Consider the following 14119-nt stretch of genomic DNA (forward strand, 5'->3'; position numbering starts at 1 on the left):
AAAATTTGAAGTAAAGAGTTATGAAATGAGAGGTCGGTTATGGCGAAGAGAATTATAACGACAGAGAATCTGGAAGAAGACAGTAAGATAGAGGGACAGTTAAGGCCGCAGCTTTTATCAGAATATATTGGACAGGAGAAAGCAAAGAAGACGCTTAGTATTTATATAGAAGCAGCGAAAGCAAGGGGCGAAGCACTGGATCATGTGCTGTTTTACGGACCGCCGGGGCTTGGTAAGACAACACTGGCAGGAATCATAGCGAATGAGATGGGTGTAAATATGAAGATTACTTCCGGACCGGCAATAGAGAAACCAGGCGAGATGGCTGCAATTCTGAATGGTCTGCAGGAACATGACGTATTATTCGTGGATGAGATTCACAGACTTAACCGTCAGGTGGAAGAAGTGCTTTACCCGGCAATGGAAGATTATGCGATCGACATTATGATCGGAAAGGGACCGGGAGCAAGGTCTGTTCGTCTGAATCTTCCCAAATTTACGCTGGTTGGGGCAACAACAAGAGCAGGAATGCTTACAGCACCGCTCAGAGACCGTTTTGGTGTAGTACATCATTTGGAGTTATATAATGAAGAAGAGTTGAAGACGATCATTCTGCGTTCTGCACATGTTCTAGGTGTAGAGATTGAAGACGAAGGTGCTATGGAACTTGCCAGAAGATCAAGGGGAACACCGCGACTTGCGAACCGTCTGCTGAAAAGAGTGCGTGACTTTGCACAGGTGAAATATGATGGTGTGATCACAAAAGAAGTAGCAAATTATGCATTGGATCTTCTTGATGTGGATAAATTCGGATTAGATCATATTGATCGTAACATTCTGATCACAATGATTGAGAAGTTCCAGGGAGGACCGGTAGGACTTGAGACACTTGCCGCATCGATTTCAGAAGATGCAGGCACATTAGAAGATGTTTACGAACCGTATTTGTTGAAAAATGGATTCATTCAGAGGACTCCAAGAGGTCGTGTTGTAACAGAATTAGCTTACCAACATCTTGGAATTCCGAGAGAAGTATAGAAATTCTGAAAAAATAGTTGGTTTTTGAGGATAAATAGTCTATAATAGAAGAATAGAAACTCGAGGAGGAAGCTATGAGTTCAGCAAAACATTTTACAGAAGTATTAATCGGAGGAAAAGTCTATACTCTCAGTGGCTTTGAAGGAGAAGAGTATCTGCAGAAAGTATCTTCCTATCTTAATCATAAAATCACAGAATGTACGAACAGTGAAGGATACAGAAAACAGAGTGCAGACACAAGGAATGTCCTTCTTGCACTTAATATTGCAGATGATTATTTTAAAGCAAAGAAACAGGGAGATTCCCTGGAAAGCGATATCGAGCTCAAAGATAAAGAGATGTATGATCTGAAGCATGAATTGATTTCAGCCCAGATCAAACTTGAGAATGCTGAGAAAGAGCTTGCAAAGATGAAAGAAGAGAATAATGACCTTCAGATGCAGATTGTTAAGCTCGAGACAGAGATGAAAAACCGAAGAAGGTAAATGAGAAAAGCTGTCACTTTGGCAGCCTTTTTCATTTACGCGAACAACGAGCCAAAGTCCGTGCTTGCACGAGACCTTGGCGACTGTCGCGATAACTTGAGAAACTCGCGGAGCGTGTTTCTCATAGTTTACGCGAATTATGTGAACATAATAATAAAGAGAAGGATAATGACAGAAGAATGAGAAAAGACCGACAGGTGGAGATTTTGGCTCCGGCGGGATTCTTTGCATGTTTTCAGGCAGCAATGAATGCAGGTGCAGATGCTGTTTATGCGGCAGGAGCACGTTTTGGAGCAAGAGCATATGCAAACAATTTTACACAGGGTGAGCTGATCGAAGCAATTGAGCGTGCTCATATTTATGGGAAGAAGTTTTATCTTACAGTAAATACATTATTAAAAGATCATGAGATTGCAGAACTGTATGATTATCTGGCACCATTATATGAGAAAGGTTTGGATGCGGTGATCGTTCAGGATACGGGTGTATTCCAATTTATCAGAAGCAATTTTCCGGATCTTGATATCCATGCGAGTACACAGATGACAATCACTGGTGCGGCAGGAGCGAAGTTTTTAGAGAGTCAGGGGGCGGCAAGAGTTGTCCCGGCAAGAGAGCTTTCGTTGGAAGAAGTTCGACAGATTCATGAAACAACGGACCTTGAAGTAGAGTGTTTTGTTCATGGAGCACTTTGCTATTGTTACTCCGGACAGTGTCTGATGAGTAGTGTGATTGGCGGTCGAAGTGGAAATCGTGGTCAATGTGCACAGCCATGCAGACTTCCTTATGCAGTAGATGGTCAGAAAAAATATTTTCTTAGCCTGAAGGACATCTGTACATTGGAGTTAATTCCGGAACTGGTTGAGGCTGGGATTGACTCATTTAAGATAGAAGGACGCATGAAGAAACCGGAATATGTGGCAGCAGTAACAGCTATGTATCGAAAATATGTGGATTTGTATTTGAAAAGAGGGAAAAGTGGTTATGCGGTGAAACCGGAAGACCGCGAAAACCTGATGGATCTTTATAATCGCGGTGATTCAGATACCGGATATTATAAGCAGCATAATGGAAAAGAAATGCTGGCGTTGGATCGTCCGAATCATGCCGGAGTAGCAGCCGCCAGATGTCTGTCGCAAAATGGACGTGAGGTAACAGCTCAGGCTTTGACAGATCTACATGCGCATGATGTTCTTGAAATCGGTAGCGGGAAAGATAATTATACACTTGGCAAGAAGATCACAAAGGGAGAGAAGTTACGTTTTCTTGTGCCGAAGGGGATGCGTTTTAAAGAAGGCTTTGTTTTTAGAAGAATTCGAAATGAAGAACTGATTGAGAGTCTGGATCAGAAATACAGGAAAGAAGACCGGCAGGAGGAGATTTATGGATTTTTGAGCCTTCAGGTTGGATATCCGGCATCTTTTACGGTCTGCTGCAGGGAATTTTCTTATACAGCATATACAGAACATGCGGTTGAACGTGCACAGAAGCAGCCATTAGAAGAGACAAGGATTCGCACACAGCTTGCGAAGACAGGTGGTACACTATTTTTCCTGAAAGATCTGGAAATATCTATGGATCAGGATGCATTTCTTCCGATGCAGCAGATGAATAGTTTAAGAAGAGCAGCACTGGATGGATTGAGAAGAGAGATCGCAACTGCTTTTTACAGGGAATGCAATCCTTTAACGACACAGGTAGAAACATTTAAAGAAGAGACAGGAAATGGAAATCTGAACAGATATTCTGTGTTTATTGAAACAGAGGAACAGTTAGAGGCCGTGTTCAGCTTTTTGAATCAGAAAGAGGAACTTTATGGACAGGGAACTCAAAGAATTGGCCGGATTGCATTAGATTTCCGGTTGTTTGGCACAGGTTTTTCAGACACACATGTCAGAGACAGGATTGGTTTTTGGAGAAAAAGCGGAGTTGAATTGTATCTGGTATTTCCACATATTTTCAGAGAGAATGCGCAGGAATGGTTTGGAAGACAATTTGAAAACTTTAATCAATTGCCAATTGACGGCGTCGTTATTCGAAATTTTGAAGCCTTCTTTTTCTTAAAAGAAAGAGGATTTGACAAAAAGATTATATTAGACCATAATCTATATATCTTTAATCAGTATGGCAAAGAATTTTGGAAACAGCAAAAAGTTGAGGATTTTACAGCTCCGTTGGAGCTTAACAGCAGAGAATTAAGAGAACTTGATATCAGAAACGGTGAACTTCTTGTTTACGGAAGAATTCCGGTTATGGTATCTGCACAGTGTATTGAGGGAACAACTTCTGGCTGTTCTAAGAAACCGGGAGTACGAGTGCTTCAAGACAGAAGAGACGAAAAATTCTTTGCGCGTAACTATTGTGATCTCTGTTATAATGTGATTTATACGGAAAATCCGATCAATCTAAGACAGGAATGGGATAGAGTGAATGAATTGTATCCAAAGATGCGCCGTATCCAGTTTACTCTGGAAGATAAAGAACAGACAGAAACAGTTCTGAATACATTTTTTGTAACAGATGAAAAAACTGTTGCCAGAGGAAAAGAAGATACAGATTTTACAACAGGACATTTCAACAGAGGAATTATTTGAAGCAGGTGAAATATGGCTAATATTATTATTCAGATATCAAAATACCTTATCATCATCTTGATGGCGGCATATACTTTTTCCTGTTTTTCAATCTTTACGAGAAGTTATGAAGATGAGGAAAACAAAGTATTGATCCGTCAGGAAGTACTTCTATTTATGATACAGATCACTGCATTTATTGTAATGTATTTTGCAACGCAGGATCTGAGGATGATGTTCATATATGGTGCACTGGCAGTGATTGTGATGGCAGTCATCTTATTATACAATCTGATCTACCCGAATGTTTCGAGACTGGTTGTCAATAATATGTGTATGTTGATCACAGCGGGAATGATCATGATCACAAGGCTTTCCGCACAGAGTAAGTCTCCTTATGGAATTGCAATCCGTCAGCTGGTATTTGTTGTTGTTGGTATTGTTTTTGGTCTTATTGTTCCGGTTCTGATCCGGAAGATGACTTTCCTGGAGAACTGGACTTATATCTATGCAGCAGTTGGGGGAGCAGCACTTCTCATCGTTGCATTGTTTGCAGCAACGCTTGGAGGGGCAAAGCTGAGTTTCAATATAGGACCTGTGAGTCTGCAGCCTTCTGAGTTTGTTAAGATTCTGTTTGTATTTTTTGTAGCAGCAAGCCTGAATAAATCGACAGAATTTAAGAATGTTGTTGTTACGACTGCGATAGCGGCAGCACATGTTCTGATCCTTGTATTGTCAACAGATCTGGGAGCTGCATTAATCTACTTTATTGTGTATCTGATCATGCTATATGTTGCGACAAGGCAGCCGTTATATGCAATTGCAGGTGTGGCAGCAGGGTGTGGAGCTGCAGTGGTTGGATATCATCTGTTTTCCCACATTAAGGTCAGAGTTGCGGCATGGCAGGATCCGTTTGCAGCTTATAGCGAAGGAGGGTATCAGATTGCCCAGTCGTTGTTTGCGATTGGAAGTGGCGGCTGGTTTGGAACAGGGTTATTCCGTGGTCAGCCGGATACGATTCCAGTTGCAGAGACGGATCTGATCTTCTCTGCAATGACAGAAGAAATGGGACTGATTTTTACACTGTGTCTGATCCTTGTATGCGTCAGCTGTTATGTGATGTTTTTGAATATTGCGATGGAATTGCGTAATTTCTTCTATAAATTAGTAGCACTTGGTCTGGGAACCTGCTATATTTTTCAGGTATTTCTGCAGATCGGAGGAGTGACAAAGTTCATTCCGTTAACCGGAGTAACACTTCCATTCGTCAGTTATGGTGGAAGTTCTCTGTTAAGTACGATGATCATGTTTGGGATTATTCAGGGGCTCTACATTGTCAGAGAAGATGAAGAAGCAGAAGAAGAGCATCAGATTGAGATGCAGCGCGCAAGACAGAGAAACCGCAGCAGGCAGAATGAAAGACGCCGCCAGAGCAGTTCGAATGCAAAATCAGGAAGATCCCGTCAGGATGGACGTGACAGACGAAGAGAATATGATGGAGATAACAGAGACAGAGCAAGACAAAGAGAAAGGGATTTAAGAAATGAATCGGGAAGAACGACCGGTAAGAAAACAACAAAAAGCAGACCGAGATTCGAGGATGTCCCGGAACAGCGGCAGCAAAGACAGCGGAGAACGCGTTCGGAACAAAGAGTTCGCTAGAGTCACTTACTTTTTCGTGATTCTCTTTATCGCGTTGATGGGATATCTTGTATATTTTATGGTCGTGCGGGCAAAACTTGTAGTGAACAGTCCATATAATCAGAGGCAGGATGCTTATGCAGATACGATTATACGAGGAAGCATTGTTGATAAGAATGGAAATGTGCTTGCACAGACAGTCGTTGGGGATGATGGATCAGAGACGAGAGAGTATCCTTATGGAGAAGTGTTTGCTCATGTGATCGGATACAGTAATTCCAAACTTGGAACTACGGGCCTGGAATCGGTAGAGAATTTTGAGCTTCTGACATCAAATGCATTCTTTCTTGAAAAACTGCAGAATGAATTCAGTGAAAAGAAGAATCGAGGAGATACAGTTGTAACAACATTGGATGCAAATCTGCAGCAAGCGGCTTATGATGCGCTTGGATCAAACAAAGGTGCGGCAATCGTAATGGAGGCGAGTACGGGAAAGATTCTCGCCATGGTTTCCAAACCGGTATATGATCCGAATAATATTTTAAGTGACTGGTCAGAGTTGAATTCAGATGAAGAAAACAGTCCGCTGTTGAATCGTGTGACACAAGGATCTTATGCTCCGGGATCGACGTTTAAAGTGGTTACAACACTTGCTTTTATGCGTCAGAACAGTGATTATCCGAATTATACATATGATTGTAATGGAGAGATTTCACAGGGAGATATTACAATTCACTGCTTTAATGGAAATGCACATGGCTCAGAGGATCTGAGAAGTTCCTTTGCAAATTCCTGTAATTCATCTTTTGCCAATATTGGTCTTGGTCTGGATCTGACGCAATACCGTCAGACGGCGGAAGATTTATTGTTCAATAAATCGCTTCCGGGTGTACTGAATACAGCGAAGAGCTCCTTTGCACTGGATCAGAATTCCAGTGAGGGAGAAGTAATGATGACGGCAATGGGACAGGGAAAGACAACCGTAAGTCCATATCATATGGCACTGATTGCCGAGGCAGTGGCGAACGGTGGAATCATGATGCAGCCATATCTTGTGGAAAGTGTGACGAATTATACGGGCTCCCAGATACGAAAGAATGTTCCGAAAAGTTATAAGAAGGTCATGACATCGGATGAAGCTGCACAATTGAAAGAGTATATGACAGCTGTTGTAGAGGAAGGAACAGGATCCGTCTTAAAAGGAAGATCCTATACTGCTGCAGGAAAAACGGGAACAGCAGAGTACAGTATGTCAGATGGAGAAAAGACACATTCCTGGTTTATGGGATTTACAAATGTGGATAATCCGGATCTGGTAATCAGTGTGATCACAGAAGGTTCGGATGGAAGTTCCAGCGGAAAAGCAGTGGCAATCGCCGGGGATATTTTAGACGCCTATTACAACTAATGGGAGGAGAAAAGATGCAGACAAAATTTTTCTGTGATTTATATGTCAGCGAAGGCTGGGAAAAGAAAAAACTGAAATTAATAAAAAAATTGCAGAAAAATAAACTGCAGCCTTCAGTCTATGTAATTATGCTTTCACAGGGAAAGCAGAACCATTTAGAATATTATTCGTCTCTTCTTTTAAAACAACATATATTTGACAATGCATCTTTATTTATTGTTGGAATTGCGAATGGGTATGATGGCGCATTGAGTCTGATCGAAAGGATTGCGGAAGAAGCATATGAGAAGACGGGAGAGGTAAACTTGAGAAAGTTCCTTTTGGATCGTCAGGAAGAGTTTGAGAAAAAGGAGATTCGAAGCGTATGATACATATCCTGTTTCTTATACTGAAAATAATTGGATGGATTCTTCTTTTTTTGCTCGTAATTTTACTCTTACTGATTTTAACAATCTTGTTTTATCCGGTGAGATACAGATTTTCTGCAAAAGGGAAGAATACACTTGATACCCTTGTGGCATATGGAAAGGTCAGTTGGCTGTTTCATCTGATTTCCGGATCAGCGTCTTATGAACATGGAGAATTAAAATGGAAGCTTCGTCTTGCCTGGAAGAAATTTGACAGTTCAAAAGAGGAACAAAAGGAAACGTCAGAGAAGCCGGCGGTTCCTGAGCCGTTGGAAAAAGAACCTTTGGAAGGTAAGAAGACGGAAGTAAAGAATAATCCACCGGAAAAAGATGTGAAAATTGAGAAAGCATCAGAAAAAGAGCCAGAGATAAAAAGAGAGTCAGAGACAGAAAAGACGAAAGTTCGAGAGGAGCGCAGGCCCGAAAACGTACAGACGGAATCTAAATTGGAAAAAATCAAATATACATTTCAGAAACTCTGTGGTACTATAAAAAAAGCAGGAGAGAAAAAAGAATTTCTGACCGCTTTTTTAACTTATGAGAAACATCAACGGGCATTCGAGGCAGTGAAGAAAGAACTATGCCATCTGTTACATGTTCTGAAGCCTAAAAAGCTTCAGACGAATGTTACATTTGGATTCAGTGATCCTTCCTGGACAGGATATATGTTAGCTTTTCTGGGGAGTATTTACGGACTGATTGGTGAGTATGTTCAGATTCAGCCGGATTTTGAAGAACGAAAGCTGGAGGGGAATGCATCTGCAGAAGGGAAGATCCGGGTTATTTACTTTGCTGTTCCTGCATGGAAGCTATTCTGGAATAAAGATGTGAAGATTACCTACAAACACATTAGAAAATATATAAAATGAGAGGAGTCAGGATTATGGCAGACGGAAACAAATTTAAAGAAACAGTAGAATCACTCTTTCAGGGAATGGACAGCGTTGTTTCATCAAAGACAGTTGTCGGAGATGCGATCCATATCAATGGAACAATCATTCTTCCATTGGTAGATGTTTCTTTTGGTATTGGAGCAGGTTCTTTTAACGCTGAAAAGAAAGACAGAGCAGGCGGTGGAATCGGTGGAAAGATCACACCGAGTGCTGTGATCGTTATTCAGGATGGAAAGACGAAACTTGTGAATATCAAGAATCAGGATACAATTACAAAACTTTTGGATATGGTACCTGATGTGGTAGACCGTTTTACATCAAAAGATGAAAAATTAACAGAAGAAGATGTAGCAGATATTCTGGATGCAGAATAAAATAGTTACTAGAATATAGAAAATATTGGGAGCAGTATTGTGAAGAAAGTTTTTGGATTTGCATTGTTTTGGTTTGCAGCAGGAATGATCGTCATGATGCTGCTTTCTGATGTCTTATGGGGAACTGTGATCGCAATTACCGGTATTGTACTGGCATATTGTTTGTTCTGCAGATAAAAAAAGAACTTTATCCGAAGAAACAGATAAAGTTCTTTATACCGTGTCATATTGAATCATCAAACGAGAATTAAGCACGCTCAACGAGTCCTGATCTCAGGCAAGAAGTACAAACGTACATTTTCTGAGAACCGCCCTCTGTCTTAACTCTTACAGACTTCACATTTGATTTCCACATTTTTGGTGATCTTCTATGAGAGTGGCTTACATTGTTTCCAAAATGAGCACCCTTTTCACAAATAGCACATTTAGCCATGACTGCACCTCCTAACAATCTAAACTGGTCTTTTAGACTCATAACAATGATATTCTATCAGAAACTTTCGAGTAATGCAAGTGTTATTTTAAAAAAATCAAAACTGTATTGTAAAAAACAAAAAGTAATAGTATAATAGTCATGTTATATATGGAAAGAACCTATAGAATTGGAGGGAATATATGATGAAGGGAAGTATGAGTACAGATCTTGGAATCATTACAATCAATCCTGAAGTCATTGCAAAATATGCAGGCTCAATGGCAATTGAGTGCTTTGGCATAGTAGGAATGGCAGCAGTTAATATGAAAGATGGCCTTGTGCATCTTTTGAAAAGAGAAAGCCTGACAAGGGGAATTCATGTTGAGATCACAGAAGATAATGTAATTACGCTTGATTTTCATGTGATCGTTTCCTATGGAGTGAATATTCTTTCAGTTTCTGACAACCTTATGAATAATGTAAAATATAAGGTAGAAGAATTTACTGGTATGAAAGTAGATAAGATCAACATCTTCGTTGAAGGTGTCAGAGTGATAGATTAAGGAGGAACAATTGTGGCTGTTAAAACGATAAACACCGAATTGCTTCAGAAGATGTTTCTTGCGGGAGCAGCGAATCTTGAGGCAAAGAAGGAGTTCATTAATGAATTGAACGTATTTCCGGTGCCGGATGGTGATACAGGAACAAATATGACACTGACGATCCTGTCAGCGGCAAAAGAAGTAAAGGCGCTGGAGAATCCTGATATGGTGGCGATTGCAAAAGCAATTTCTTCAGGCTCTCTTCGTGGAGCAAGAGGTAACTCCGGAGTTATCTTGTCCCAGCTTCTTCGTGGCTTTACAAAGGAGATCAGGGAACATAAAGAGATTGACACAATTACACTTGCGAAGGCATGTGAACGTGCAACTGCAACTGCTTATAAGGCTGTTATGAAGCCGAAGGAAGGAACAATTCTTACTGTAGCAAAGGGAGCATCCCAGAAAGCGGCAGAGCTTGCAGAGACAACAGAAGATCTGGATACATTTATTTTAGAAGTGATCAACTATGCGCAGGAAGTTCTTGAAAAGACACCGGAGATGCTTCCGGTATTAAAAGAGGCGGGCGTAGTAGATTCCGGTGGACAGGGACTTCTGGAAGTGATGCGTGGTGCATACGATGCATTCCAGGGAAAAGAGATTGATTATTCTGCAATCGAGGCAAGTGCCGGCACAAAGATGGTGAAGCCTTCTGAACAGGCGGAAACAGAGATTAAATTCGGATATTGTACAGAGTTTATCATCATGCTGGAAAAAGAATTCACAGCGAAAGATGAGACAGAGTTCAAAGCATATCTGGAGTCTATCGGAGATTCCATCGTATGCGTAGCGGATGATGATATTGTTAAGATTCACGTGCACACGAATGATCCGGGACTTGCAATCCAGAAAGCTCTGACATACGGACAGCTCTCACGTATGAAGATTGATAATATGAGAGAAGAGCATCAGGAGAGATTGATCAAAGATGCGGAGAAGCTGGCTGCACAGCAGGCTGAAGCGAAAAAGGCGGAGCCGCGCAAAGAAGTCGGATTTATTGCAGTTTCTATCGGAGAAGGAATGAATGAGATTTTCCGTGAGCTTGGTGCTGACTACATTATTGAAGGCGGTCAGACAATGAATCCAAGTACAGAAGACATGCTCAATGCGATCGATCAGGTGAACGCAGAACATATTTTTATCCTTCCGAACAACAAGAACATTATTCTTGCTGCCAATCAGGCGCAGACGCTGACAGAGGATAAGGATATTATTGTTGTGCCTTCCAAGACAGTTCCGCAGGGAATTACTGCGATCATTAACTATATGCCGGATGCAGACGCACAGACGAATCTGGAAGCAATGATCGAAGGAATTGGAAATGTGAAGACAGGACAGGTTACTTATGCAGTCCGTGATACACACATTGATGACAAAGAGATCCATGAGGGAGATATCATGGGAATCGGAGACAGTGGAATTCTTGCTGTCGGACAGTCTGTGGAAGAGACAACAAAAGAGATGCTTGCACAGCTGGTGGATGAAGACACAGAGCTGATCAGCCTGTATTATGGTCAGGATGTACAGGAAGAGAGTGCAGAGAACTTTGCACAGGAGATTGAAGATTTATATCCGGATGTAGATGTTGATGTACATTTCGGTGGACAGCCAATCTACTATTATGTACTTTCTGTTGAATAAGGAGAACTGTCAGTAAAGAGACAGAACAGCAGTACTGTATTAAAATCAGGAACAGACCGGGACATTTGGGAAAAGTGTTCCGGTTATTTTGTTTAGGAGACAGACATAAATGAGTAAAAAAGCAGGAGTTGGAACAATCAAAGGTGTAGGCGAAAAAACGGAGAAACTCTTCGAAAAAATCGGAGTTTACACAGTGGATGACCTGATTCATTATTATCCGAGAGGGTATGAGATTTTTGGAGAACCGGTTCCAATCAGTGAAGTGGAGGAAGGAAAAGTCTGCACGATCTGCGGCAGTGTTTTTGGGCGTGTGCAGGTTTCACCAGGAAAAGGAAGACAGATCACGACTGCATATTTAAAGGATCTGACAGGAACAATAAAGGTAATCTGGTTTCGAATGCCGTTTTTGAGAAATACACTTGGGCGAAAAGGAGCAGTTGTTCTCCGCGGCAGGGTTGTGAAGAAAAGAGATTCCCTTGTGATGGAACATCCGGAAATTTACGATCCGGCAGTCCGTTATCAGGAAAAGATCAACACCATGCAGCCTGTTTATGGATTGACAGCAGGTCTGACAAACAATGCAGTAATCAAAGCACTACGTCAGGCATTAGAACAGGTGCGGGAACAGGATGACTTTCTTCCGGATGAATTTACGAAGAAATATCATTTCCGGCCTTATGAACAATCTGTGCGGGAGATGCATTTCCCGGAGAATAAAGAAGCATTTCTTGCGGCAAGACAACGATTCGTTTTTGAAGAATTTCTTGTTTTTATTCTTTCTCTGCGCCAAATTAAAAATACACAGGACAGGATGAAGAACGGATTCCATTTTGAAGATCAGCCTCAAATCAGCGAATTCCTGAGACAACTGCCGTATGAACTGACGGCTGCGCAGCTGCGGGTATGGGATGATATGCAGAAAGACATGAAAAGTCAATATGTTATGTCCAGACTTGTTCAGGGAGATGTTGGATCAGGTAAAACAATCGTAGCAGTTCTTGGATTACTGTTTGCAGGATTGAACGGCTATCAGGGAGCGTTAATGGCACCGACAGAGGTACTTGCAAGACAGCATTTTGAAAATATCAAAGACATGTTGGAACAGTATCAGATCCCACTGCGGGCAGAACTTTTGACCGGATCTATGAAAGCAAAAGAAAAGAGAGAAGCTTATGCCCGGATTGAGAGTGGGGAATCATCAATTATTATAGGAACACACGCATTGATCCAGGAGAAAGCAATCTATCATAATCTGGCACTTGTGGTGACGGATGAACAGCATCGTTTTGGAGTAAAACAAAGAGAAATGCTTGCAGGTAAAGGAAACCTGCCACACATTCTCGTAATGAGTGCGACACCGATCCCGAGAACACTTGGAATTATTCTTTATGGTGATCTGGATATTTCCGTGATCGATGAGCTCCCGAAGAACCGTCTTCCGATCAAAAACTGTGTTGTGGATACAGGATACCGTCCGAAGGCCTATGAATTCATAAGAAAACAGGTAGCACAAGGACGTCAGTGCTATGTGATCTGTCCGATGGTTGAAGAAAGTGAAGCAATGGAAGCGGAAAATGTTATCGATTATTGCGAGATGCTTTCAGAAACGTTGGGAGATTCAATCAATGTCAGCTTTCTGCATGGAAAGATGAAGGAAAAAGAGAAAGATGAAGTGATGAATGCATTTGGAAAAAATGAAATCCAGGTGCTTGTTTCAACAACAGTTGTTGAAGTGGGAATTGATGTGCCGAATGCGACAGTAATCATGATCGAAAATGCAGAACGTTTCGGGCTGGCGCAGCTTCATCAGTTGAGAGGAAGGGTTGGTCGTGGAAAGTATCAGTCCTATTGCATTTTCATGACAGCATCGAAATCAAAAGAAACGAAGGAACGGTTAGATATCCTGAATCATTCAAATGACGGTTTCTTTATTGCAAGTGAAGATCTCCGACTGCGTGGCCCGGGTGATCTTTTTGGAATCCGGCAGAGTGGCGTGCTTGATTTTAAAGTTGCCGATGTATTTCAAGATGCAAAGCTGCTTCAAAACGCAAGTGAAGAGGCAGACAGACTTCTTCTGGACGATCCGGAACTGGAATTCCCTGAGCATCGCAAATTGAAAGAACATTTACGGATAAAACTGGATGAGATCATGCTGGAAACAACATTGTGATGTTTGCGGATTACAGCAATGGAGCAATCCGGCTGCATCAGTGATTGCCAGAAGTTACCAGTTTAAAATTAATTTTCCTCCACATACTAACAGCGTAACAAAGCTAAATAGTAAAGTTACAAAATGCAAAAGGAGGAAAAAGATCATGGCAAGTCGTTCATCTAACAAAACAGCAGTACCTGAGGCGAAAGGAGCTATGAACAAGTTCAAGTACGAAGTAGCATCCGAGTTGGGAGTTCCGTTAACAGACGGCTACAATGGAGACCTCACATCAAAACAGAATGGTTCTGTCGGCGGTTATATGGTTAAAAAGATGATTGAACAGCAGGAGAAGCAGATGGCAGAAAAGTAACAGGCGAAGAAAAATCGTCTGCAGAAGCGGTCTGCATCAGACAGAAAAGCGGTTCAAAAACTGTCATGTACAGTAAAAAGAACACAAGAAATGAAAAAGAGAAAAGCACTCGGCATTGACCCGGGT

The 14119-nt window shown here is 41.5% G+C and carries 14 protein-coding genes; 13 read left to right on the top strand and 1 reads right to left on the bottom strand.

Going from position 1 to position 14119, the window contains the following annotated elements:
• Positions 1-39 precede the first annotated feature (39 nt).
• From ruvB to LI162_RS07395, 9 genes are all read left to right on the top strand, one after another.
• A complete protein-coding gene (gene ruvB / locus LI162_RS07355) occupies positions 40-1038 on the top strand; it encodes a Holliday junction branch migration DNA helicase RuvB (protein WP_118142791.1) in 999 nt (332 codons plus the stop codon).
• A 74-nt stretch (positions 1039-1112) separates the two neighbouring features.
• Positions 1113-1523: a cell division protein ZapA gene (zapA, locus tag LI162_RS07360; protein WP_005609966.1), complete on the top strand. Its 411-nt coding sequence runs from the start codon at positions 1113-1115 to the stop codon at positions 1521-1523.
• A 179-nt stretch (positions 1524-1702) separates the two neighbouring features.
• Positions 1703-4117, top strand: a complete 2415-nt coding sequence (locus LI162_RS07365; protein ID WP_227156176.1) for a U32 family peptidase — start codon at positions 1703-1705, stop codon at positions 4115-4117.
• 12 nt (positions 4118-4129) lie between these two features.
• Entirely contained in the window at positions 4130-5758 is a 1629-nt protein-coding gene (locus LI162_RS07370) for an FtsW/RodA/SpoVE family cell cycle protein (RefSeq protein ID WP_227156184.1), read from the top strand.
• Positions 5759-5795: 37 nt separating this feature from the next.
• Positions 5796-7145: a peptidoglycan D,D-transpeptidase FtsI family protein gene (locus LI162_RS07375; RefSeq protein WP_118113512.1), complete on the top strand. Its 1350-nt coding sequence runs from the start codon at positions 5796-5798 to the stop codon at positions 7143-7145.
• Between the two features lie 14 nt (positions 7146-7159).
• Complete coding sequence (locus LI162_RS07380) at positions 7160-7513, top strand: hypothetical protein (protein WP_117861247.1); 354 nt, start codon at positions 7160-7162, stop codon at positions 7511-7513.
• Positions 7514-7611: 98 nt separating this feature from the next.
• Positions 7612-8421, top strand: a complete 810-nt coding sequence (locus LI162_RS07385) for a DUF2953 domain-containing protein (protein WP_207661847.1) — start codon at positions 7612-7614, stop codon at positions 8419-8421.
• Positions 8422-8435: 14 nt separating this feature from the next.
• Positions 8436-8819, top strand: coding sequence for a GerW family sporulation protein (locus tag LI162_RS07390; protein WP_015529160.1), 384 nt, complete (start codon positions 8436-8438; stop codon positions 8817-8819).
• A gap of 39 nt (positions 8820-8858) precedes the next feature.
• Entirely contained in the window at positions 8859-8996 is a 138-nt protein-coding gene (locus tag LI162_RS07395; RefSeq protein WP_020436619.1) for a hypothetical protein, read from the top strand.
• Between the two features lie 70 nt (positions 8997-9066).
• Here the strand turns inward: LI162_RS07395 and rpmB are convergent, their stop codons facing one another.
• Complete coding sequence (gene rpmB / locus LI162_RS07400; protein ID WP_015529161.1) at positions 9067-9252, bottom strand: 50S ribosomal protein L28; 186 nt, start codon at positions 9250-9252, stop codon at positions 9067-9069.
• Between the two features lie 185 nt (positions 9253-9437).
• Here rpmB and LI162_RS07405 point away from each other — a divergent pair, with 185 nt between their 5' ends.
• The 4 genes from LI162_RS07405 to LI162_RS07420 all read left to right on the top strand — a co-directional run bounded on the left by LI162_RS07405 (position 9438) and on the right by LI162_RS07420 (position 13993).
• Positions 9438-9797, top strand: a complete 360-nt coding sequence (locus LI162_RS07405) for an Asp23/Gls24 family envelope stress response protein (RefSeq protein ID WP_015529162.1) — start codon at positions 9438-9440, stop codon at positions 9795-9797.
• 12 nt (positions 9798-9809) lie between these two features.
• A complete protein-coding gene (locus tag LI162_RS07410; protein ID WP_227156186.1) occupies positions 9810-11471 on the top strand; it encodes a DAK2 domain-containing protein in 1662 nt (553 codons plus the stop codon).
• Positions 11472-11580: 109 nt separating this feature from the next.
• Positions 11581-13641: an ATP-dependent DNA helicase RecG gene (gene recG, locus LI162_RS07415; RefSeq protein ID WP_055172564.1), complete on the top strand. Its 2061-nt coding sequence runs from the start codon at positions 11581-11583 to the stop codon at positions 13639-13641.
• Between the two features lie 145 nt (positions 13642-13786).
• A complete protein-coding gene (locus LI162_RS07420) occupies positions 13787-13993 on the top strand; it encodes an alpha/beta-type small acid-soluble spore protein (RefSeq protein WP_015529164.1) in 207 nt (68 codons plus the stop codon).
• Positions 13994-14119: the final 126 nt, after the last annotated feature.

It is taken from the genome of Mediterraneibacter sp. 210702-DFI.3.120, from assembly GCF_020561005.1.
Lineage (GTDB): Bacteria > Bacillota > Clostridia > Lachnospirales > Lachnospiraceae > Mediterraneibacter > Mediterraneibacter faecis.